At 72.0% G+C, this 20,857-nt stretch carries 23 protein-coding genes and 1 riboswitch; of the genes, 8 read left to right on the top strand and 15 right to left on the bottom strand.

Annotated features, from left to right (window positions below):
* Window positions 1-135 precede the first annotated feature (135 nt).
* Window positions 136-1,299: a hypothetical protein gene (locus VLY81_RS03235; protein WP_324669590.1), complete on the top strand. Its 1,164-nt coding sequence runs from the start codon at window positions 136-138 to the stop codon at window positions 1,297-1,299.
* On the opposite strand, the gene VLY81_RS03230 is transcribed toward VLY81_RS03235, so the two are convergent.
* The 5 genes from VLY81_RS03230 to VLY81_RS03210 all read right to left on the bottom strand — a co-directional run bounded on the left by VLY81_RS03230 (window position 1,280) and on the right by VLY81_RS03210 (window position 7,376).
* Complete coding sequence (locus tag VLY81_RS03230; RefSeq protein ID WP_324669589.1) at window positions 1,280-2,953, bottom strand: HD domain-containing phosphohydrolase; 1,674 nt, start codon at window positions 2,951-2,953, stop codon at window positions 1,280-1,282. The genes VLY81_RS03235 and VLY81_RS03230 overlap by 20 nt on opposite strands.
* Before the next feature lie 110 nt (window positions 2,954-3,063).
* Entirely contained in the window at window positions 3,064-4,680 is a 1,617-nt protein-coding gene (locus VLY81_RS03225; RefSeq protein ID WP_324669588.1) for a Mur ligase family protein, read from the bottom strand.
* A gap of 46 nt (window positions 4,681-4,726) precedes the next feature.
* Window positions 4,727-5,578, bottom strand: a complete 852-nt coding sequence (locus VLY81_RS03220; protein WP_324669587.1) for a MetQ/NlpA family ABC transporter substrate-binding protein — start codon at window positions 5,576-5,578, stop codon at window positions 4,727-4,729.
* Window positions 5,579-5,619: 41 nt separating this feature from the next.
* On the bottom strand, window positions 5,620-6,261 hold the full coding sequence (locus tag VLY81_RS03215) for a methionine ABC transporter permease (protein ID WP_324669585.1): 642 nt from the start codon (window positions 6,259-6,261) through the stop codon (window positions 5,620-5,622).
* Entirely contained in the window at window positions 6,258-7,376 is a 1,119-nt protein-coding gene (locus VLY81_RS03210) for a methionine ABC transporter ATP-binding protein (RefSeq protein WP_324669584.1), read from the bottom strand. Before VLY81_RS03210 ends, VLY81_RS03215 begins: the two co-directional genes overlap by 4 nt.
* A 113-nt stretch (window positions 7,377-7,489) precedes the next feature.
* A riboswitch (SAM riboswitch) is annotated at window positions 7,490-7,600 on the bottom strand.
* 129 nt (window positions 7,601-7,729) lie between these two features.
* Between VLY81_RS03210 and VLY81_RS03205 the strand changes: the two genes are divergently transcribed.
* The 4 genes from VLY81_RS03205 (at window position 7,730) to VLY81_RS03190 (ending at window position 10,467) form a co-directional block, all read left to right on the top strand.
* Window positions 7,730-7,969, top strand: a complete 240-nt coding sequence (locus VLY81_RS03205; protein ID WP_324669583.1) for a 4Fe-4S binding protein — start codon at window positions 7,730-7,732, stop codon at window positions 7,967-7,969.
* A 78-nt stretch (window positions 7,970-8,047) separates the two neighbouring features.
* A complete protein-coding gene (locus VLY81_RS03200) occupies window positions 8,048-9,127 on the top strand; it encodes a 3-methyl-2-oxobutanoate dehydrogenase subunit VorB (RefSeq protein WP_405001318.1) in 1,080 nt (359 codons plus the stop codon).
* Window positions 9,128-9,135: 8 nt separating this feature from the next.
* Window positions 9,136-9,918: a thiamine pyrophosphate-dependent enzyme gene (locus VLY81_RS03195; protein ID WP_324669581.1), complete on the top strand. Its 783-nt coding sequence runs from the start codon at window positions 9,136-9,138 to the stop codon at window positions 9,916-9,918.
* The gene (locus tag VLY81_RS03190) at window positions 9,919-10,467 is read left to right on the top strand and encodes a 2-oxoacid:ferredoxin oxidoreductase subunit gamma family protein (RefSeq protein ID WP_324669580.1); all 549 of its coding nucleotides are present in this window, start codon (window positions 9,919-9,921) and stop codon (window positions 10,465-10,467) included.
* On the opposite strand, the gene VLY81_RS03185 is transcribed toward VLY81_RS03190, so the two are convergent.
* The 8 genes from VLY81_RS03185 to VLY81_RS03150 all read right to left on the bottom strand — a co-directional run bounded on the left by VLY81_RS03185 (window position 10,412) and on the right by VLY81_RS03150 (window position 15,281).
* The gene (locus tag VLY81_RS03185) at window positions 10,412-10,939 is read right to left on the bottom strand and encodes a DEAD/DEAH box helicase family protein (RefSeq protein WP_324669579.1); all 528 of its coding nucleotides are present in this window, start codon (window positions 10,937-10,939) and stop codon (window positions 10,412-10,414) included. The two genes, VLY81_RS03190 and VLY81_RS03185, sit on opposite strands and share 56 nt — an antisense overlap.
* Before the next feature lie 217 nt (window positions 10,940-11,156).
* Window positions 11,157-11,444: a hypothetical protein gene (locus VLY81_RS03180; protein WP_324669578.1), complete on the bottom strand. Its 288-nt coding sequence runs from the start codon at window positions 11,442-11,444 to the stop codon at window positions 11,157-11,159.
* A 5-nt stretch (window positions 11,445-11,449) separates the two neighbouring features.
* Window positions 11,450-11,680 carry a hypothetical protein gene (locus VLY81_RS03175; RefSeq protein WP_324669577.1) on the bottom strand — a complete coding sequence of 77 codons (231 nt, stop codon included), beginning with the start codon at window positions 11,678-11,680 and terminating at the stop codon, window positions 11,450-11,452.
* A gap of 119 nt (window positions 11,681-11,799) precedes the next feature.
* On the bottom strand, window positions 11,800-12,471 hold the full coding sequence (locus VLY81_RS03170) for a response regulator transcription factor (RefSeq protein ID WP_324669576.1): 672 nt from the start codon (window positions 12,469-12,471) through the stop codon (window positions 11,800-11,802).
* 43 nt (window positions 12,472-12,514) lie between these two features.
* Window positions 12,515-12,982, bottom strand: coding sequence for a cytochrome c maturation protein CcmE (locus VLY81_RS03165; protein ID WP_324669575.1), 468 nt, complete (start codon window positions 12,980-12,982; stop codon window positions 12,515-12,517).
* Between the two features lie 49 nt (window positions 12,983-13,031).
* Window positions 13,032-13,466 (bottom strand): cytochrome c3 family protein, encoded by a 435-nt coding sequence (locus tag VLY81_RS03160; protein WP_324669574.1) that lies wholly within the window; start codon window positions 13,464-13,466, stop codon window positions 13,032-13,034.
* Window positions 13,467-13,499: 33 nt separating this feature from the next.
* Window positions 13,500-14,300 carry a formate dehydrogenase subunit gamma gene (locus tag VLY81_RS03155; protein ID WP_324669573.1) on the bottom strand — a complete coding sequence of 267 codons (801 nt, stop codon included), beginning with the start codon at window positions 14,298-14,300 and terminating at the stop codon, window positions 13,500-13,502.
* Between the two features lie 6 nt (window positions 14,301-14,306).
* Window positions 14,307-15,281, bottom strand: coding sequence for a cytochrome c3 family protein (locus VLY81_RS03150; protein WP_324669572.1), 975 nt, complete (start codon window positions 15,279-15,281; stop codon window positions 14,307-14,309).
* A gap of 338 nt (window positions 15,282-15,619) precedes the next feature.
* On the opposite strand from VLY81_RS03150, the gene VLY81_RS03145 reads away from it, so the two are divergent.
* From VLY81_RS03145 to VLY81_RS03135, 3 genes are read left to right on the top strand one after another with little or no spacing between them, the layout of a single operon-like run.
* On the top strand, window positions 15,620-15,985 hold the full coding sequence (locus VLY81_RS03145) for a FeoA family protein (protein WP_324669571.1): 366 nt from the start codon (window positions 15,620-15,622) through the stop codon (window positions 15,983-15,985).
* A complete protein-coding gene (feoB, locus tag VLY81_RS03140; protein ID WP_324669570.1) occupies window positions 15,970-18,021 on the top strand; it encodes a ferrous iron transport protein B in 2,052 nt (683 codons plus the stop codon). Before VLY81_RS03145 ends, feoB begins: the two co-directional genes overlap by 16 nt.
* Window positions 18,009-18,365 carry a hypothetical protein gene (locus tag VLY81_RS03135; RefSeq protein ID WP_324669569.1) on the top strand — a complete coding sequence of 119 codons (357 nt, stop codon included), beginning with the start codon at window positions 18,009-18,011 and terminating at the stop codon, window positions 18,363-18,365. The genes feoB and VLY81_RS03135 overlap by 13 nt, the downstream gene beginning before the upstream one ends.
* A 29-nt stretch (window positions 18,366-18,394) precedes the next feature.
* Here the strand turns inward: VLY81_RS03135 and VLY81_RS03130 are convergent, their stop codons facing one another.
* Together VLY81_RS03130 and VLY81_RS03125 are read right to left on the bottom strand one after the other, a co-directional pair.
* Entirely contained in the window at window positions 18,395-19,855 is a 1,461-nt protein-coding gene (locus VLY81_RS03130) for a hypothetical protein (RefSeq protein WP_324669568.1), read from the bottom strand.
* Between the two features lie 12 nt (window positions 19,856-19,867).
* On the bottom strand, window positions 19,868-20,836 hold the full coding sequence (locus VLY81_RS03125) for a L,D-transpeptidase family protein (protein ID WP_324669567.1): 969 nt from the start codon (window positions 20,834-20,836) through the stop codon (window positions 19,868-19,870).
* Window positions 20,837-20,857 lie beyond the last annotated feature (21 nt).

Raw genomic sequence — 20,857 nt, 5'->3', positions numbered from 1 at the left:
GGACGGCCCGCGCGCGCCATACATCCCCCGTGGAACCAGGGGGAGTGACCGATGGCGGGCCGGCCCGTCCGCCCGCGTCCCGTCCCGCCCTGGCGGTGGCAGAGATGGGTGGCGACCGCTGCAGCACTGACGTCGGTGAGCTCGCTCTTGGCGTGGGCTGCCTGGGGGGCCTTGCGGGACCCGGCCGAGGGCCGGGTCGTCGTCGAAGCTCCCTGGACAGAGTGGAGGCGCCGGCTGGTGTTGACCGAGCGCCGGCTCTGGGAGCCCCTGGCCGCTCGGAGTCTGGACGCCAGCAGGGTCGCGACCGACGGCCCGCCTTCGGTCTGGCCGCTGTGGCGGCTTCGCGTCGAGACGGGGACCGAGCCCGGGCGGGAGTTGTGGGTGCTGACCGACGGCGGGCTTTGGGATCCAACCCGCCGAGCCCGGCTCCAGGGTACCCCCGAGGCGCGGGCAGCCGCGGCCGAGGCCGTGCGACGTCTGGCGTCGGGCCTCTTCGGCGAGCTCGTGCCATGGACCGGGGTCGACCCGCTCTTTCTCTGGGACAGTGAGGCCGTCGTGGAGGACCTGCGGACCGGTGTGCGCCTGACGGTACGCCGCTACGGGGGGTACCTCCACGCGGACGTGGAGCCTGCGACCCGGCGTGATACGGCCGTCTTGCGCGCCCTGTACGGCGGAGAGTGGAGCTGGCGGCGCCGGCCCGTGGTGGCGGTCGTCGCGGGCCGTCGCATCGCCGCCTCCATCAACGGGATGCCCCACGGCCACGGGGTGGTCGAGGACAACGACTTCCCCGGCCATTTCTGCCTGCACTTCCTGGAGAGCCGGGTGCATGCGAGCCGGCGGGTGGATCCCTCGCACCAGCTGATGGTCTGGCAGGCCGGGGGACGGCTGGCCGAGCGCATGGCGCGGCTGCCCCCCGACCAGCTCGTCACGTGGGCCGTTGCCGCCATCAACGAGGACGACGAGGCGGGGCTGGCGCTGGCCAGCACGGGTGGCGACGACTCGCTTCCGGGCCGCCTGCGGGAGGAGATCCGCTACGTCGTCGTGGAACGCGTGGAGACGACCGGCCCTCCACGTCCGGGCGAGCCGATCCGTGCTCGCCTGCAGGCCCTCGTCTACTACGCGGGTCCCGACCCCGACGCGGGCTTTCGGCACACGCTCGAGCTCCGGCTGGCGCCTCGCGGCGGGGGTCAGGACAGCGGCGGGGGTTGGGCTGTCGCCCTCGAGGATCTCGCCCCCCTCCTGGACCGCGCCGCCTCGTCCCGGCCGGTGATGACCCCCTTCACGGCGCCGGCGTGCTGAGCGGGTGCGCGCCGTTGGAGCCGGATCCGGGCGCTCCCACCACCCGCAGGAAGGCCCGGACCACCTGCGGGTCGAACTGGCTGCCGGCGTTTCGCACGATCTCCTCGATGGCCGAGCGGGAATCCATGGGGGCCCGGTAGGGCCGGGGCGACGTCATGGCGTCGTAGGCGTCGGCCACCGCGAAGACCCGGGCGACGAGCGGGATCGCGTCGCCGCGCAGCCCCATGGGGTAGCCCTTGCCGTCGTAGCGCTCGTGGTGGTAGAGCACCACCTCGCTGCCGGCCAGCAGGAACTCGACGCCGTCCAGCACCTTGAAGCCGAGCCTCGGGTGGCGGCGCATGACGGCCCACTCCTCCTCGTCAAGGGGGCCGGGCTTGTGGAGGATGCGGTCGGGGATGCCGATCTTGCCGATGTCGTGCAGCAGCCCGCCCCGGTACAGGGCCTGCAACTGCTCGTGCGGGAGCCCCAGCTCGCGGCCGATGGCCAGGGCGAGCGCGGCCACCCGGCGCGAGTGCCCCTCGGTGTCGCGGTCGCGCACGTCGAGCGCGGCCGTCAATGCCTCCAGCGTGTCGTCGTAGGCCTTCTCCAGGGCGGCGTAGAGCCGCGCGTTGCGGATGGCCGCCGCGGACTGCTGCGCCAGCGCCTCCAGCAGCTGGACCTGCTCGGGCGGGAAGGGTCCCGGCGTGCGCCGCCACACCACGACCCCTCCCAGCAGCTCCCCCCGCGCCAGCATCGGCACCGCCAGGATGGCGCGGAAGCCCTCGGCCCGCACCAGCGGATGGAAGGGATAGTCCGGCTCGGCCTCGACGTCGGGGATCTGCACCGGGCGGCCGTCCAGAGCCGCCTGGCCGATGGCCCCTTGCCCGAGGGTGACCCGCGCCTGCAGGATCCCCTCCTCGAAGGCCGGCGAGGCCCGGTAACCGGCGCTCACGCGCAGGGTGCCGGCGGCGGGGTCGAACTCGAAGACCCCGCCCGCATCGGAGCCTGTCAGCTCGGCGGCGTAACGCGCCACGGTCTGCAACACCCGGTGGACGTCGAGGCTGGCCACCAGCTCGACGCCGACGTCGTGGAAGGCCTGCAGGTGCCGGTACGCCTCGTGCAGCCGGTCGTACATCTGCTGCAGCTCGTCGGCACGCTGGCGGCTCTGCTGCACCAGCTGGGCGCTCGAGAGCGACAGTGCCGCATGATGGGCGATGGCCTCCAGCGCCTGCCGCTCGGCGGGACGATAGGACCGGGCCGCGCGGTGGAAAAGCGCCAGTACGCCGGCGACCCGGCGCTCGAAGACGAGCGGAAAGAGGGCGACGGTCCGCCATCCCTCTCGTCTTGCGGCCTCGGCCAGATCGGGCCAACGGTGCTGGGCCGTGGCGTCCGCGATGATCCGCGGCCGAGGCAGGCGCCCTCGGACCCCTGCCACCAGCTTGCGCATCGAATGGCGCATCGCCCGGTCGGAGGACGCCGATACCCCCCGGGTGTGTGCGCACACGGGGCCGCGATCGCCGGACCACAGGTACACGGCCACTCCGTCGGCCCCGGTCAAGGCGGAGCTCTCTCGAGCGAGCTGGCGGCAGGTCGCGCCGACGTCGCGGGCCGCACCCACCCTCCACAGGGCGTGCAACAGACGGTGCAAGGGGGTCCCTGTCCGACGTGTCGTCATGCGTGCGATGCTCCGATGGGGTGCCGCATGCCGGACAACCCGGCGGCCACGGGGCCTACCTCGGGATTACGCACGTACCGCCAAGATCCTGCGGGGGTCGCAGCGTTGGACTAGACCTCCGCCCTGCCCGCCCCGTCCTCCCGCCCCAATCGGCGCAACAGCAGCGAGGCGGCCCCGTCCAGCGCCTGGGTGCCGGTCATGACCAGCACGCCGCCCGGCCGGATCCGGTGGAGCGCGGCCGCCACGGCCTGCTCGAGGCCCGGCAGGTGCAGCGGGGGGATGGGGCCCGATGCCAGGGCCGAGAGGACGGCTCGCCGCTCCTCGGGGAGGACCCGATCCCTGGGGCCCACCGCCTCCTCGGCGTCGGTGACGACGATGGCCTCGATGGGCAATCGGTGCGACCAGGCCGCCACGACCTGCCCGTTGCGGGCGTTGATCTCGACACCCCGGCTTCCCCGGATGCCCATCAGCAAGACGATGCCCCGAGCCCGGCAAGCGGCCAGCGTGCCCAGCAAGCGCTCGAGGCTCGCCGGGTGAGCCGCCGTGTCATCGATGACGACGAAGGGCTCGCGCATCAGCACCTCCGTGCGCCGACGCAGCGGGTGAAGGCCCGCGAGGCCGTGGCGCAGGGCTTCGGGCGGCACCCCCATCGCCAGCGCGACCGCCGCTGCTCCCACGGCCGCCAGCGCGGCCTGGGGTCCCACCAGCGAGAGGTGGACCGGCATCGTCAGCGCCGGCCGCGCGTCGACAGCGACGTGCAGCTCCAGCGCGATCCCCGACAGGTCGAGCCCTCGGATCCGTCCCTCGACGCGGGCGCCCTCTCCCTCCGACGGCCCGACCCCGAGGGCGGCGCTCCCGTCCCGCAGCTGGTAGCCGATCCGCTGGGGCGCCGGCCACCGCGCAGCCAGCGTCCGCGAGTGGGTGTTGCCGGCGTGGTAGACGAGGATGGCCTCCGGATCCAGGAGGTCCAGCAACCGCGCCTTGGCCTGCAGGTAGGCCTCGAAGGTGGGGTGGACGTCGACGTGCTCATGGGGCGCCATCTCCGTCAGTACGCCGGTGCGCAGCCGCACCGAGGCGGCGCGGTGCTGCAGCAGCGCGTGCGACGACACCTCGAGCGTGGCGGCGTGCAGCCCCTCGTCCGCCATGTCCCGCAGGGCTGCCTGCAGCGTCATGGGGTCGGGGGTGGTCAGCTCCGAGGGCCGCCATCCCGTGCTCGTGAAGATGCCCAGGGTCCCCACGGCGCCCGTGGGGATGCCGGCGGTCTCCAGCAGCTGCCGGGCATACAGTGCGGTGGACGTCTTGCCCACCGTGCCGGTCACGCCCACGACGTGGAGCGCATCGGACGGGTGTCGGTACCACGCCGCGGCCATCCACGCCAGCGCCAGCCGGCTGTCGCCCACCAGGACGACGGGCAGGCGGGGCTCGAGGCTGGCGAGGCGCCGCGACACCTCCGGCCTGTCTACCACGACGGCGGCCGCCCCCCGGCGGACGGCCTCGTCCACGTAGGCGTGACCGTCGAGGCGCGTCCCCCGGATGGCGACGAAACAGTCACCGGGCCTCACCGACCTCGAGTCGGCGGTCAGGCCCCGGATCCACCCGTCCTCGTCGGCACGGCCCGACGACACTCCGAGCAGGTTGGGGACCGCCTCCAGCAGACGCGTCAGGGGGACGGCCGCGTCGGCCGCCCCCTGCTGCCGTTCCTGGTCACGTCGTCCTATCGGCTTCACGCGCAGACGTCCCTGACGACCCCCTCGCGGCACCGCCCCGATCCGCTCAGAAGGCCGGCAGGACAGCCCCCTTGTAGCGCTCCAGGAGGAACTGGCGCACCTCCTGGGAGGTGAGAGCCTGCGCCACCTTCTGCAGCACAGGGTCGTCCTTGTCCCGGGTGCGCACCGCCAGGACGTTGGCCAGCGGGCTCACGTAGGGCTGCTGGACGTCCTCGAGCACGATGGCGTCGGGGATGGGCCGCAGTCCCGCCTCCAGCGCGTAGTTGCCGTTGATGACCGCCGCGTCGACGTCGCGCAGCACCCGGGGCAGCTGGGCCGCCTCCAGCTCCCGGATCACCAGGCCCTTGGGGTTGCGCACGATGTCGAGCACGGTGGCCGACAGGCCCAGGCCGGGCTCGAGCTCCACCAGGCCGGCCTGCTGCAGCAGCTGCAGCGCCCGCCCGGCGTTGGTCGGGTCGTTGGGGATGGCCACGACGGCCCCCTGCCGCAGATCCTCCACGTTCCGCACCCGTTGCGAGTAGAGGCCCATGGGCTCGATGTGCACACGGGCGATGTACGTCAGATCGAGGCGGTGATCCTTGGAGAAGGTCTCCAGGTAGGGGATGTGCTGGAAGTAGTTGGCCTCCAGCTCCCCGTCGGCCAGGGCCAGATTGGGACGCACGTAGTCGGTGAACTCGATGATGCGCAGTTCGATGCCCTCCTGCGCCAGCATGGGCTTGATGAACTCCAGCACCTCCGCGTGAGGTACGGGGGTGGCGCCGACGCGGACCACCGTCGCCCCGGCGGCCCGCACGTCGGTCACGACGCTGCCCAGCCCCACTGCCAGCAGCAACACCGCTCCCAGGCCCAGTGCCCACCGCCGGGCGGGCCCCGCGGAGACCAGCTTGTCCTGATACATGGTACGAAGGATGCCCCCTCTTCTTGACCGACTCCTCGAGTCTAGTGGCGAAGCCGGCGGGCGGCTGCGTCGCCCGCGGCCTGGATGGCCTGGACGAGGATCACCAGCAGCACGACGGTCTGCAGCATGACGTCGGTCCGAAAGCGCTGGTAGCCGTAGCGGACCGCCAGATCCCCGAGCCCACCCCCTCCCACCGCGCCGGCCATGGCCGAGTACCCCAGCACGCTGACAGCGGTGATCGCAGCCCCCAGCGCCAGGGAGGGCAGCGCCTCGGGCAGCAGGACCCGCGTCACGATCTGCCACGGAGTGGCGCCCATCGACAGCGCGGCCTCGACCACGCCGGGGTCCACCTCCCGCAGCGCCGTCTCCACCAAGCGCGCCACGAACGGGATGGCCGCCACGGTCAGGGGCACCATGGCGGCGCTGGTCCCGATGGAGGTGCCCACCACCCACCGCGTGAAGGGGATGATGGCCACCAGCAGGATGATGAAGGGCACGGAGCGGCCGATGTTGACCACGGCGGCCAGGACCTCGTGAAGCCACCGGTGCTCCAGCACGTGGCCCCGATCCGTCACCACCAGGAGCACCCCCATCGGAATGCCCGCCAGGTGCGCCAGCAGGGTCGCCACGCCTGTCATGTAGAGGGTCTCCAGCGTCGCCTGCCACAGCAGCTGCGCGCTCATTGCCACGCCACCACCTCGACGCCCCACGAGCGCATGGTCTGGACGGCGGCCTCCACCTGGCGAGGCTCCCCGTCGATGGCCACCACCAGGGTGCCGAAGGGCGTGCGGCCGATGCGGTCGACGTTGCCGTGGACGATGTTGATGGTCACGTCGAAGGCCCGCAACACCTCGGAGATGACCGGTCGCTCGGCCACCGGCCCCAGGAAGGCCAGGCGGAACAGCCGCCCGGCCGGCTGGGGGGTGCCGTCGGCCTCCTGGACCAGCTGGGCCAGCGCCCGTGCCGCGGGCGCGCCGACCAGTCGCCGGGCCGCGGCCGAGCGCGGCCGCGTCAGTACCGAGATGGTGTCTCCCACCTCCTCGACCCGCCCGTCGGCCATGACCGCCACCCGGTCGCAGATGGCCTGCACCACCGGGAGCTCGTGCGTGATGATGAGCATGGTGATGCCGAGCTCCCGGTTGATGCGCCGCAGCAGCGCCAGGATCTGCGATGTGGTCTCGGCGTCCAGCGCGGAGGTGGGCTCGTCGCACAGCAGCACCCGGGGCTCCGGTGCCAGGGCACGGGCGATCCCCACCCGCTGACGCTGACCCCCGCTCAGCTGCGAGGGGTAGGCGTGGGCTCGACCCGCCAAGCCCACCAGGTCCAGGAGCTCCATCACCCTGGCGCGGATGCGCGCCCGGGGGATCCCCGCGATCTCCAGCGGAAAGGCGACGTTGCCGAAGACGGTGCGGGAGTGGAGCAGGTTGAAGTGCTGAAAGACCATCCCGATGCGCCGCCGGGCCTCCCGCAGGCGTCCGGTCCCCAGCGCCGTCAGCTCGACGCCGTCGACCCAGACGCGCCCCCGGTCCGGGCGCTCGAGGAGGTTGATGCAGCGCACCAGGGTGCTCTTGCCCGCCCCGGAGAGCCCGATGATGCCGAAGGACTCGCCCGGCCACACCTCCAGGGAGACGTCGCGTAGCGCGACGACCTCCCGCCCTCCCTGGCGGAAGGTCTTGCACAGCCCCTCCAGCCTCACCGTGGCCGCCACGCCCTCGGGGCGAGCGGCAGTCCCGTCTCGCTCATCGACCTCGATGGGGGCCGCCCACGTCGTCTCGCTTCCTACGGTGTCGGCTCGCATGTCCACCCGCCACGTCACGGTCCCTCGGCGTCAGCTCCAGCGCAAAAAAAGACCTCTTCCACCCGGAAGAGGTCATGCGCCGTCTCGCGCTCAGCGCTGCCCAGCCTCGGGACCTCGTATCTCTCCGGGCTTTCGCCGGCAGGAGTTGGCACCACTGCGACGCACGGCGCGTCGCCGGTTGCCGGGCTTCATCGGGCCAGTCCCTCCGCCACTCTCGATACCAGGTCTGCCGCCGGATTCACTTTTGCCCAAATCATAGCCACATGGGTGGGGCATGTCAACCGGCGCGGCAGGTTCGGCGGGCGGCGGCGGGGTACTCTTGCACGCAGGGGGGATATGAGGAGGTGTCGATATTGAAAGCGGTTACTGTCTCCATCGATCGCGACCGCTGCAAGGGCTGCGAGCTGTGCATCTCCTTTTGCCCCACCGGCGTCCTCGCCCTTTCGGACCGCGACTTCAATGCCTCGGGCTACCGGCCCGCCGTCGTCGTGCGACCCGACGCCTGCACCGGCTGCGCGCACTGCGCCCGCATGTGCCCCGAGGCTGCCATCTCCATCGCCGTGCTGCGTCCGACGACCTCGATGGCGCGATAGGCCGGGCCCCGGGTGCACCCGAGTCGAAAGGAGGAGTGGCCGGTGACCTCGCCGAGCGGCGACGGCCGACGTCTTTTGATGAAGGGGCTGGAGGCGATGGGGGAGGCGGCCATCCGGGCGGGATGCCGCTACTTCTTCGGATACCCCATCACCCCCCAGTCCGAGCTGCCCGAGTACATGGCGCGCCGCCTGCCGGAGGTGGGAGGGGTCTTCTTGCAGGCCGAGAGCGAGGTGGCCGCCATCAACATGGTCTACGGGGCGGCCGGTGCCGGCGGCCGCGTCATGACCTCGTCGTCGAGTCCCGGCATCAGCCTCAAGCAGGAGGGCATCTCCTACATCGCGGGTGCCGAGCTGCCCTGCGTCATCGTCAACATGATGCGGGGAGGCCCCGGCCTGGGCGGGATTCACCCGTCCCAGGCCGACTACTTCCAGGCGACCCGGGGCGGCGGACACGGTGACTACCGGCTCATCGTCCTGGCACCCGCCTCCGTGCAGGAGCTGGCCGACTCCATGGTCGACGCCTTCGAGCTGGCCGAGCGCTACCGCATCCCGGTCATGGTGGTGGGCGACGGCCTGCTCGGGCAGATGATGGAGCCCGTCGTGCTGCCACCCGAGCGGCCCGTCGAGCCGCCCCACCGCCCGTGGGCCACCACCGGCGCCCGGGGGCGCCCCCCCAACGTCATCAACTCCTTCTGTCTCGACCCCGCTGAGCTGGAGGCCCACAACCTCCGACTCCAGCAGAAGCACCGCGCCATCGAGCAGGCCGAGCAACGGGCCGTGGTGGAGGATCCGGACGGGCGGTCCCGCCTCTTCCTGGTGGCCTACGGCACGGCCGCCCGCATCGCCCGAGCGGCCATGCGGACAGCGCGCCGAGCCGGCATCCCGGTCGGTCTGGTGCGCCCCGTCACCCTGTGGCCCTTCCCCCGGTCAACCTTCGATGGGCTGATGGATCGGGCCCTGGGCTTCCTCACCGTAGAGCTGAGCCTGGGCCAGATGGTGGAGGACGTGCGGTTGGCGGTGGAGGGACGGCGGCCCGTCCTCTTCTACGGGCGCACCGGGGGCATGCTGCCCGAGCCCGAGGAGATCGCCGTGCGCCTGGAGTCGATGTGGCAACAGCTCGCGGCGCCGACGGCGACCGCGAGCCAGACGAGAGGGTGAGGCTCCCCATGGCACGCACCGTGGAGCTCTCGGGCGACGCCCGGGCCCGTGTGGTGGCCGCCCGGCCTCGGGCCTTGAGCGACAAGCCCTTCCACTACTGTCCTGGCTGCACGCACGGTCTGGCTCACCGCCTCGTCGCCGAGGCCATCGACGAGCTGGGCATCCTGGAGCGCACCATCGGGGTGGCGTCGGTGGGCTGCTCCGTCTTCTCCTTCCAATACTTCCGATGCGACTTCCAGCAGGCGGCCCACGGTCGGGCGCCGGCCGTGGCCACGGGCATCAAGCGCGTCCGGCCCGACGCGGTGGTCTTCACCTACCAGGGAGACGGCGACCTGGCCGCCATCGGCACGGCCGAGATCCTGCACGCCGCCGCCCGTGGCGAGCGCATCACGGTCATCTTCGTCAACAACGCCATCTACGGCATGACCGGCGGCCAAATGGCCCCCACCACCCTGGTCGGTCAGGCCACCACCACGACCCCGGGCGGCCGCATCGCCGAGAGGGCAGGGCATCCCATCCGCATGAGCGAGATCCTGGCCACCCTGGACGGCACGGCGTACGTGGCGCGCATGTCGCTGCACGATCCGTTGCACGTGGGGAGGGCCAAACGGGCCATTCGCAAGGCCCTGGAGGTCCAGATCCAGGGACTCGGCTTCTCGATGGTCGAGCTGCTCTCGAGCTGCCCGGTCAACTGGGGGCTGTCGCCTCGAGAGGCCTTGCGCTGGATCGAGGAGCGGATGATCCCCCACTATCCGCTGGGCGAATTCAAGGACGTACGGGGGGCGGCGTAGGTGGAGCACCAGATCCTCATCGCGGGCTTCGGGGGCCAGGGCGTGATGCTGGCGGGTGTGCTGCTGGCCCACGCCGCCATGGACGAGGGCCGGGAGGTGTCGTGGGCGCCTTCGTACGGCCCCGAGATGCGCGGCGGCACGGCTCACTGCTCGGTGGTCATCGCCGACGAGCCCGTGGCGTCACCCGTCGTCACGCGGCCAACCGGCCTCATCGTCCTCAACCGGCCGTCGCTCGAGCGCTTCGAGTCGAAGGTGGCGCCAGGCGGCGTGCTGGTAGCCAACGTCTCCCTGCTGCCGGTCCCCCCTCGGCGCACCGACATCCGGGTGCTGATGGTGCCCGCCACCGAGTGGGCGTCTGCCCACGGCGCCCCGGCGGTGGCCAACATGGTCGCCCTGGGAGCCCTCGCCGCGGCCACGGGCGCCGTCTCCATCGAGTCGCTACAGAGGGCGCTGGCGACCGTCATCCACCCGCGTCACCAGCACCTGCTGCCACTCAATCGGCAAGCGCTGGAGGAAGGCTCTCGATTGGCTTCCCTAGCGCTTCGCTGAACGGCAGCAGTCGGCCCGCCGCCAGGACGTGAGCGTGATGCCGCTCGGCCAGGACGTCGGCCTGCCAGCGGCAGACGGCCGATAGGTCGTAGACGCACAGGCCCACGACGAGCCCCGACGTGACGAGGCGGCCGAGGAGGGTCTCGAGGTGGTCCAGCCGCTCGAGCTCGGCCCCACTGGGTCGTCCCCTCGCCTCGTCCCACGCAGTCGCATGGACGACGAGGGTCCCCGCCGGCACCCCGTCGAGCAGCTCCTCTGCCCGCGAGGCGTGCAGGCCCCCATCGATGGCCTCGATGGCCAGACGGCGCGCCGGCGGCAGGCGACGGTCCGCCCGCAGCGCCTCGACGAAGTCGGAGGGTCCCATCACACGCACGGACCGATCCGCCCCGAGCGCCGCCGTGGCCAGCGGCGCCACGATGGCCGCGAAGTGCTCGGGCCCCGAGCAAAACCAGCAAGCGTGTGCGGGCACCACCCGATGCGACAGGAGGCCCCACAGCCGGTCGCGAGCATGCAATGTGCCTCACCCCCGCGCGAGCCCGGTACCCCTCCCCCGGTACTGGGTTATTCACGCAGAGGCGATGAAAACCTTCCCAGAATGTGCCTGAGAGATATGCCTATGTGCATGCCATGGCGATCCGAAAAGAGGCGGCTTGTGCATGTAGGAGGTCGCCGCGTCTGCGCGGCGTCGCTCAGCCGAAGAGGGCTCGCGCCAGCGGGGCTCCGGCCCAGATGAGACGGCTGCTCCACAGCAGGAGGGCCGCCCAAAGCGTGCAGAGCGCGACCCACCCGACCAGCCAGCCGGCGGCGGTCAGCAGCAGGCCCCGCTCCGCTGCGTCCGGTGACGGTGCGAAGGCGCTCCTCGCCATGGCCCGCTGAAGCAACCCGGCCGCCTGTGGCCAGATCTCGTGCCACGCCATCCAGGCCCCGTATGCCGCCACCAGTGCCCAGCTGGCCCACATCCAGACAGCCCGACTCACCGGCATCACCCCCGGTCCATCCGCCGCCAGACGGCCAGGGCCGCCACCGTCGCCAGGAGCAGCCCGTAGCTTCCCACTGCCAGACCGTGGGGGCGAAGCATCCAGCCCATCGCCATCGACAGGAGACCGGCGGCGACCAGCGGCGCGACCAGGAGCCAGCGTCTCCGGAGGCTGCCCGATTCTCGGGGGTGGGCCTTGGGCCGGCCGGGGAGCCGGCGGATGCTCTCCCGCAGCATGCTGCATCGCCCCCACCTCCAGGGTCGCGCCGGGTGGGCGGGAGACTCCATCGGATGGGGACGGTACGGGAGAAGGGTCAGGCCCTGATCTGGTCTGGGCGCGAGCCCCTACTCCCGACTCAGGGCTCGATCAGGCGGGTACGGATGGCGAAGCGCACCAGCTGGACCCGATCGTTGATGTTGAGCTTCTGCATGATGTTGGCGCGGTGCGTCTCCACCGTCTTGAGGCTGATGTTGAGGCGCTGAGCGATCTCGCGGTTTTTGTAGCCCTCGGCGATGAGCCGCACGATCTCACGCTCTCGCTCGGTGAGCAAGGGCTCCTCCTGCCCGTGCTCGAGCCGGTGCAGGTAGTCGCTCAGGACCACCTGGACGATGGCCGGGTGCAGGTACGACTCTCCCCGCATCACCGCCCGGATGGCGCTCAGCAGCTCCTGGCCCGCGGCGCGCTTGACGACGTAGCCGTGGACGCCGGCGCGCAGCACGTGCAGGATGTAGTCCTCGGACTCGTGGATGGTCAGCGCCAGCACCTTGACCTGCGGCCAGTCGCGGCGTATGCGACGGATGGCCTCGAGCCCCGATGTGCCGGGCATGGAGATGTCCATGACCACCACGTCGGGCTGCGACTGCTGCACCATGGCGACGGCCTGCTCGCCGTCGGACGCCTCGCCCACCACCTCGATGTCGGGAGCGGAGCGCAAGATCATGACGAGGCCCTCTCGCACGATGGTGTGATCGTCGGCCACCACCACGCGGATGGTGCGCTCGGATGCGGGTCTATCCCCACCGCTCATGCCGGACACCCCCTCTCGCGCCGTGGGATGCGCGGACGGCCGCTCATCGATCCGCCTCGTAGCGCGACGGGCACTGGACCAGCACCTGGGTCGCCTCGAGCCGGCCCTCGGCCCGCAGTCGCCCTTCGACGATGACGGGGCTCCCCTCCTGGAGGTTGTCGGGAGGGGCGCCCCGGTAGACCACGTCGATGCCGCGAGCCGGCGCACCGGAGGGCCCTGGAGCAACGGCGGCTCGGGCGGAGGCCTCGGGTGCGCCCGTCTCGTCAGGCCCCAGCACGAACCGCAGGGTGCTCTGGACCGCGTCGAACTGCAGGGTCCCCGGCGTGACGCGGCCGCGCACCCGCACGGCCAGCGACTCTCGCTGGCCGGCCGCCCTGGCCAGCGCCTCGTCGGCTGACAGATAATAGGTCGTCGCTCCGTGGAAGGCTGTGCCCATCAGGTAGGCCGTCGCTCCCACCACCAGCAAGGCCCCTACCCAGAGGCGCCACCGGGATGTCGCCTGTCGTGCCATGCTCGTCGACCTCTCCCGAGGGGAAGGGCGAGGGGGCGCCCCCGCCCCCTCAGAGACCCTTCACCGTGATGCTGCCGGTCTGAGGATCCATGGCATGGCAGTGCATGCACTGGCCCTGGTAGTTGGTGATGAAGTGATTCTCCGCCCCGCCCGTCAGGTGCGCCGAGTGCATGATCTCGCCGAACGGGTACTTGCTGTCGGGCTTGTGGCAAGTGATGCACTGCTTGGGAAGATCCTGGAGCATGCGGTCGGAGACCCGCGGGTGCCGGCCCTCCTTCACCATGTTGGCGATCTCCGTGGCCAGGCTGTAGTCCCCGTCCGCGCTCACCTTGCGGTGGCAGTCGGTGCACCCGTTGGGATGGGTATCCTCCGCCGTGATGCCGGGGATCGCGGGCAGGGTCGCCTGCTCCGCCGCGACGGCGGCGACGACCGAGCTGAGCGCGAACCCCACGATCAGTACCGCAACCATCCAGCGCGCCCGCATGTGCGATGACACCTCCTCTCTCGGCAGCGGTCCCTAGGGGGTCGAAGGGCCCCCTCCCCTTCCGGGCGACGTGACGGACGCCCCCGTCGCCGAGGTCTGAGCCGATGCCCGGCCCGGGGGCTCCAGCTCCAGCGGGTGCTCCCGCAGGGCTCGCTCACGGGGCATGCGGCCGGTGAAGATCACCGGGTCCATGGGGAAGACCTCGGCGCGCAGGTGGGCGTTGTACATGTGCCAGATGAGGATGGCCAGCACGGCCAGGACCGCCTCGCCCCCGTGGGCGGCCCTGGCGGCCGGGACGACGACCCCGGGCAGGTATCGGGTCGCGACCTCCGGGTAGAGCAGGATCAGCCCGGTCAATCCCATGACGGCCGTGCCCCAGACCACGGCCCAGTACTCGAACTTCTCCTTGAAGGAGTACCGGCCGAAGCGGGGCTCCTCGTGCTCGAGCCCCATGAAGTAGCGAAGCTGCTGCAACAGGTCCCGGGCGTCCTGGACGCCCGGCCACATCTGCGAGCGCAGACCGTAGCGGGTGGCTCTCGCCACCATCTCCAGGGCATGCACGAGGCCCAGGCCCAGCAGGACGTAGGCCAGTATGTGATGGACCTCGCGGACTCGCTCGATGCCGCCCATCCCTTCGATGAGCCAGCGGCTGATGGCGAGCTGGGCGTACTTCTGCGGGATGCCGGTCAACGCCAGCCCCGTGAAGCTCACCATCAGCACGGCGTGCTGCACCACCTGCCACCGGGTGAAGCGCTGGACGTACGCCTGCGCCTCCGCCGGGCCGGCGCCGGCGCCCGCGCGGCTCGCCGCCCGCTCGGCGATACCCGCCCGCACGACGGGTCAAGCCCCCCTCCGTGTGCGCTCCCGGCGCTGATGAGCCCGCTCCAGGGCGATGTAGCCCAGGAAGCCCAGCACCGAGATGCCCGTGACGATCCGGTAGAACCACGCGATGCCGCCCACCAGCGGGTGTCGCTCGGGGTTGTCGTGCATGCTCCAAGCCGTCGCGAAGGCGTTGGTGGCGTCCGGGTGGCAGCGGCGGCACGTGGCGGCCAGGTTGGTGACGAAGACGCTGGAGGACGGATCGTCGGCTGGCAGGATGGCATGGGCCCCGTGACAGTCGGAGCAGACCGCGACGGGGATGGTCGCCCCCTTCTCCTTGAGGAGCGAGGCGGTCAGCCCGTGAAACTCCGCCAGGTAGCTCGGGACCGTGCCGGTCCTCACCCCGTGGGCCGTCATCAGCTCGTCATCGGCGTGGCAGGAGGCGCACGTATCCACGATGCCGGCCCGGAAGGCCGGCGTGGCGACCGGTTGGATGGCATGAGCGTCGCCGTGGCAGGTCGTGCAGTTGGGCACGTCGGGATCGCCCAGGCTCAGGGCGCGCCCGTGCGCTCCGAGGTGGAAGTCGTCGCCTGCCGAGTGACACCACGCGCAGACATGCTGCTGCTCCAGCACCCACTGCAGCCGCGTCTGCGTCACCTCGGGGTGGGGATAGTCGTCGATCCCCACGTGACAGGTCTGGCAGCCCAGGCCCGCCTGGGCGTGGACCGAGCTGGCGAACGCCTCCGGATCGACCTGGACGTCCACCTCGATCCCGTCCACGAAGATGACGGACATCCCCTCCATCTCGTGGCAACTGAGACAGGCCTGGCTCGCCTCGTCCAGAGCATCGAGAGGGGAGAAGGACGACGGCGCCGCCTGCGCCGGGGCACCACCCCGAGCCGCGGCATACCCCGCTCCCCCTGCCCCCATCACGGTCAGGAGCAAGGCCACCCCCGCCGTACGCGCCCACCCTCCTGTGCGGGTGCGATCCTTCACCACCGTTGCCCCCCGTGCTGGTGGTCCTGTCACCGCGGTGGAGTCTATCGCTCCCCCCCGCTCCGTCCCATCCGGCGGAGACCTGAGATGGTCTCCACCGGGACCTGAGCCCTCTCCGGCCGGCTCCGGCTTCATTGTAAAGCGACGCTATCGTCCATCAGGAGTGACGAATGTCCCCGGAGCGGACTGACTGGCGTACCCTTGACGGGTGGACGAGTTCCGCGTAGGCTTGGTGTGAGAGCGATTTTCAGTCTCAGGGGATGGCGTGGGAGAGAGTGGTTAGCGATAATAACTCCTACTTACGCCCACCACCCGCCGGCTCCGCTCCGGAGGCGCCCGTGACCAGCGGGGCGGACGGAGGCGGGCCGCCTGCCGAGTGGGTGCCGCTCTGTGCGCTGCAACGGGGTGAAGTCGGGATCGTGCGCCACCTGGCCGGCGGCCGGGGGCTGCTGGCTCGAGCCCTGGCGCTGGGGCTGGTGCCCGGCACGCCCCTCGCGGTGGTCCACGCCCTGGGAGGGCCGGTCGTCATCGCCGTCAGGGGCAGCCGACTGGCACTCGGACGGCGGATGGCCGAGCGCGTCTGGGTCCAGCGAACGGTCGCGCCCGCGGCGGCCCCGCCACCGACACCCGGTGCTCCCATCCCTGAGCTCGGGGCGGCCGGCCGGCGACAGGGATGGGGTCATCCCCGATGGGCTGCCATGTAGCGCCGCAGGCCGTCGCCATCGGCACCGGGCAGCGTCCCGTGGTCGTGGCGCTAGCCGGCAACCCCAACGTCGGCAAGAGCAGCCTCTTCAACGCCCTCACCGGCCTCCGCCAGAGGGTCGGCAATTGGCCCGGCAAGACGGTGGAGCGCCGGGAGGGGTCGCTCGACCTGGGCGGCCGCACCGCCCTGCTGGTCGACTTGCCCGGCAGCTACAGCCTGGAGTCCTACACGCTGGAGGAGTCCGTCACCCGCCAGTTCCTGGTGGAAGAGAGGCCCGACGTCATCGTCGACGTGGTCGACGCTCTCCACCTGGAGCGCAACCTCTACCTGACTTCGCAGCTGCTGGAGCTCGGGATCCCGACATTCGTGGCGCTGACCATGGGGGACATGGCCCGCGCCCTCGGCGTGGAGATCGACGTCGACGCCCTGGCACGGCGACTGGGAGTGCCGGTGGTGCCCGTCGTCGCAGCCACGGGCGAGGGGCTGGACGTCCTGCGCCGTACACTGGAGTCGGCCGTCGCCGGCGGCGTCGCGGCGCCATCTCCCCCGGTCTACCCCGACTCGACCCTCGAGGCCCTGGTGGCAAGCCTCTTGCGCGAGATCCCCTGCGACCATCCGGTCGCCGGGCGCCGCTTGGCTCTGGGTTTCATCCAGCAAGACCCCGGGACCATCCGGGACCTCGAGGCGGTCCTGCCCGAGGCGGAGCGGGAGCGGCTGCGACGCGCCGTCGAGGCCGCCGCGCCCGATGGCCCGGTGCGGGTGGCGGACGCCCGCTACGCGTGGGTCGCCGCCGTGGTCCGGGAGGCGCTGCGAGAGCGGGTCGCCGGCCGACCCCTGCGGGGGACGCCGGCGAGACTGGCGGATCGGGTCGACCTGGTCGTGACGCATCCGGTGGTCGGCCCCCCGCTGACCGCGGCCACGCTGGCGGCCGGGATATGGTCGGCCTTCCAGATCGCGGCCCCCTTGCAGGAATGGCTGGACGGGCTCTTCGCGTGGCTGTCCGTCTCCGTCGCGGGGGCCCTGACGGGTCGAGTGGCGCCCTGGACCCTGGCGCTCCTCACCGACGGCGTGCTGGCCGGCGTCGCCACCGTGGCCCTCTTCGCGCCGCTGATCGCTGCCTTCTTCCTGTTCCTGGGGCTGCTGGAGGACTCGGGGTACTTCGCCCGGGCCGCGTTCGTACTGGACCGGCTGCTCAGCCGCTTCGGACTGCACGGCAAGGCCGGCATCGGGCTCTTCATCGGGTACGGGTGCAACGTGCCGGCCGTCATGGCCGCGCGCACCGCCTCGTCGAGGACCGCCCGGCTGGTCAGCGTCCTGGTCTCGCCGCTGGTCATCTGTTCGGCTCGCCTGGTGGTCATCGGCTTCATGGCCGGCGTCTTCTTCCCGGGAAGCGGTGCCGCCTGGGTGATGGCGGGGCTCTACGCCGTGGGTCTGGTACTGGTCCTCTCCGTCGCATGGCTGCTCTCTCGCACCCTCCTGCGCGGTGACGAGGAGCCCTTCCTGATCGAGCTACCTCCCTACCGCATGCCGAGGCTGCGCAACGTGGCGGTGTATGCCTGGCAGCAGACGGCCCACTTCCTGCAGCGAGCCGTCACCGTCATCGCCCCCATGACCGCGGTCGTCTGGGCCATCGCCTACTTCCCCTCGGGGTCGGTCGAGTCGAGCTTCGCTGCCTGGCTGGGCCACCTGCTGGAGCCCCTCGGACGCCCGCTGGGCTTCGACTGGCGGATGATCGTCTCCCTCTTCCCGGGCTTCCTCGCCAAGGAGGCCTCGCTACCCACCCTGGCGGTGCTGTACGCCGCGGGCGCGGACCAAGGTCTCGGCGCCGCGCTGCGTGCTGCCCTGACGGTGCCGCAGGCACTTTCGTACCTCGTCTTCTACACCTTTTACACGCCGTGTCTGGCCACGGCCGTCACCATCCGCCAGGAGATCGGCTCGACGCGGTGGACCCTCGTCTCGGTCGGCTACTCGCTGCTCCTGGCGGGCGGGCTGGCATGGGTGGCCCACTGGGGGGCCCTGCAGCTGTGGGCGGCCTGAGCGAGGGGCCCCTGGCTCGCCTCCTGGACGCGATGGCCTCCGGGCGGGACGACAGCGCCGCGGACCTCGCCGGCCGGCTTCGGGTCGACCCCGAGCAGTTGCGCCTCATGTTGCGCGAGCTGGCCGCGCTGGGGCTGGTGACTCCCGCCCCCCTGGGCCAGGCATGTCCTGCTCCGTCGGCCGGTGAGCCGGCCTGCCGTGGTTGCCCGGTGGCAGCGACGTGTCCGCTGGCCGCGCAGGGGGCCTCGTGGTCGCCCGCCACCGGGCTGAGCTGGCGCCTCACCCCGCGGGGGTGGGCGCTGGTGCGCCGCTCCCGGCCGTCGCCGCTCTCCGCCCCTGCCTGAACGACGCCGCGCGCCCCGCCGTCACGGGCTCACGGTTGCGCTGGCGCGGGCTCCGAGGGCGTGGGCGTCACGCCGGACGCGGCCTCCTTCAGGAAGACTGCCAGCCCCGCCCGTCCGGACGCGAGCCGGTCCGCCGCCTCCCGGACGGCATCCAGCTCGTGCGACAGCTCCTGCCACGGTCTGGCGCCCCACACGGCCGGGCCCGGTGCCGCCAGAGGCGCTCCGCCGCCCGAGGAGGCGCCGGATGCGCCAGGGCCCTCCGGGGCCGCCGGCGTCTGCAGCAGCACGTCGATGCCCGGCGGCAGCGCGAGGCCGTGCCACCAGGGGACGGCGTCCGGTGGCGGTGCGTCCCTGAGCTGCCGGCGAGAGGCGGGTTCTTGCCACTGCGGGTTCCAGACGGGCACCACGCCCTCGAAGCCGGCCAGGGCCCGGGCGGTCCAGCGGGCCAGGTGCCATGCCAGTTCGAAGGCCAGCTGCACCCGCACGTCATCGGCGCCAGGCCGGGCCAGCACCAGGTAGCCGCTGGCGCTCAGCAGGGGGCCGGGGAGCCGGCCCGCCTCCTCCACGTCGCCCGGAGCGGCGACCAGGGAGACGTCGGCTGTCGCCGACGCCGGATACGGCCACGCACCCAGCCGCCGCAGGAGTCTCCCGCTGACCGGTCCCACGGCGTCCGCCTCCCCGGAGTAGAGAGGCTCGAGCAGACTCAGGTCGGGCCGGTGCAGGGGGACGCCGCTTTGGACCCTCCCCCCGCCGAGGGGCGCGGCGGCCATCCAGGCGGCGGCTGCCTCGAGCCGCTGGCGTTGCCAGACCGGCTCCGGGGAGGGCGGCGTCAGGGTCATGGCCAGGTAGCGCCAGGTGAGGGGATGCCCCGAGTCCACCCAGACGCGCCCCGGCGCCGCGCCCGCCCTCTTGAGCCAGCCGTGCCACTCCACCCACCGCGGCACCCCCCACCACTCCTCCTCCCGGGTGACGAGATCCCAGGCGCCGGGCATGATGGCCAGGGAGCGTACCCGGGGGAGCCGGGGCTCCATGTACCGGCGCAGGGGCACCTGCCATCGCGCGTCGAGGAGGTAGATGGCGTCGGGGGTGCCCAGCACGTCGGGAAGCTGACCCATCCGCAGGGCTTCGCCCACGGTCCGGGCGTACTCCCTCCAGGGCAGCACCCTCACCTGCACCGTGGCGTTGGGGTAGCGTGCCCGGAAGGCCTCGATCCCCTCGGCCAGCACCTGCGGCCATCCACCGGCCTCGCGCCGTGCGGGCTGGTCGACGTCCCACACCTGCAGATCCATCGTCACGTCCGGTCGGGGGCGCAGGTCCGGGCGAAACTCCCGCTCGCCGACCCGCACCCGGGGCCCCCACCAGGGCCATCGGGGCAGGGAGAGAGCCGAGACGACGGGATCGTACAGGCTGCCGATGCCCCAGCCGACGAGCAGAGCGGCCGCCACGAGCACGACGACGGGCCACCACGATACGATGCGCCGGCGCGTCACGCTGCCACCCACCTACATTCTCAGCCCCAGGGCCCTGAAGAGGTCCGGGGTCGCCGCCGCCACCGGGGGAAGCGCCCACTGACGTTGCGCCTCGGCGACGGCCTGCATGGTCTGGGGGCCCATCTTGCCGTCGGCCCGCCCGGCGTCGAACCCGTGATCTCGAAGGGCCCACTGCAGGACGGGGACGTTCCAGCCCGAGGCCCCCGACCCGATGGGGCTGTCCCACGTGGCCTCGGGCAGCACGCCCACGATGGTGACCGGTGTCCCCTCGGGGACCATGTCCCAGAGCTGCTCCACGTCGTCGTTGAACATGCGGATGCACCCTCCACTGGCGCGGGTGCCGATGGACCAGGGCTTGTTGGTGCCGTGGATGCCGTAGATGCCCCAGGGGACGTCGAGGCCCAGCCAGCGCGTGCCGAAGCCGCCGCCCCAGTCACGAGCCTTGCGGATGACCCGCCACTCGCCCACCGGGGTGATGGTGGACGGCTTGCCCACCGCGACGGGCCAGCGACGCACCACCTGTTCGCCCTGGTAGAGCGTCAGCTCGACGGCCGTCGTGTCGATGACGATCCAGTAACCGCCCGCCTGCCGGTCCGGATGGGAGGGCAGCGGACGGGCGTCTGCCGACCCCGGTGCCGCCCGTTGCGTCGCGGCCAGTCCGGCGGCCTCCTGTTCGTAGGCCCGGGCCAGCGCCTCCCACGTACGGGGCCCCACCACCCCGTCCGGCGTCAGACCGTGCTCCGCCTGGAAGCGCCGGAGCGCCTCCCGGGTCCGTTCGTCGTAGAGGCCGGTGATGGGGTGGGCAAACCGTCCCAACAGGCGCAGCCCGAGCTGCAGCTCCCGCACGGCGTCGGGCGGATCGGGGCGGCCCGGCACGCCGAGCGTCTCCGCTTCGGCGCAGACCCCCATCATCGGGCCGGTGGATGCGGGCCCCGTCGCCGCCACGACCGTCGCGGCCGTCCACGCCTGTGCCGCCAGCATCGTGGCGACGATGGTCGCCCT

The organism is Limnochorda sp. LNt (assembly GCF_035593265.1).
Taxonomy (GTDB): Bacteria; Bacillota; Limnochordia; order Limnochordales; family Geochordaceae; genus Geochorda; species Geochorda subterranea.
This window is presented reverse-complemented; position numbering and strand designations above follow the sequence as displayed.

Excerpts from the sequence above, each read along its gene's own strand:
- VLY81_RS03220 (WP_324669587.1), bottom strand. The coding sequence starts at position 5,578 with ATGTATCAGGACAAGCTGGTCTCCGCGGGGCCCGCCCGGCGGTGGGCA.
- VLY81_RS03230 (WP_324669589.1), bottom strand. The coding sequence starts at position 2,953 with ATGACGACACGTCGGACAGGGACCCCCTTGCACCGTCTGTTGCACGCC.
- VLY81_RS03195 (WP_324669581.1), top strand. The coding sequence starts at position 9,136 with ATGGCACGCACCGTGGAGCTCTCGGGCGACGCCCGGGCCCGTGTGGTG.
- VLY81_RS03125 (WP_324669567.1), bottom strand. The coding sequence starts at position 20,836 with ATGCTGGCGGCACAGGCGTGGACGGCCGCGACGGTCGTGGCGGCGACG.
- VLY81_RS03160 (WP_324669574.1), bottom strand. The coding sequence starts at position 13,466 with ATGCGGGCGCGCTGGATGGTTGCGGTACTGATCGTGGGGTTCGCGCTC.
- VLY81_RS03165 (WP_324669575.1), bottom strand. The coding sequence starts at position 12,982 with ATGGCACGACAGGCGACATCCCGGTGGCGCCTCTGGGTAGGGGCCTTG.
- VLY81_RS03215 (WP_324669585.1), bottom strand. The coding sequence starts at position 6,261 with ATGAGCGCGCAGCTGCTGTGGCAGGCGACGCTGGAGACCCTCTACATG.
- VLY81_RS03210 (WP_324669584.1), bottom strand. The coding sequence starts at position 7,376 with ATGCGAGCCGACACCGTAGGAAGCGAGACGACGTGGGCGGCCCCCATC.
- VLY81_RS03200 (WP_405001318.1), top strand. The coding sequence starts at position 8,048 with ATGAAGGGGCTGGAGGCGATGGGGGAGGCGGCCATCCGGGCGGGATGC.
- VLY81_RS03170 (WP_324669576.1), bottom strand. The coding sequence starts at position 12,471 with ATGAGCGGTGGGGATAGACCCGCATCCGAGCGCACCATCCGCGTGGTG.
- VLY81_RS03175 (WP_324669577.1), bottom strand. The coding sequence starts at position 11,680 with ATGCTGCGGGAGAGCATCCGCCGGCTCCCCGGCCGGCCCAAGGCCCAC.
- feoB (WP_324669570.1), top strand. The coding sequence starts at position 15,970 with ATGGGCTGCCATGTAGCGCCGCAGGCCGTCGCCATCGGCACCGGGCAG.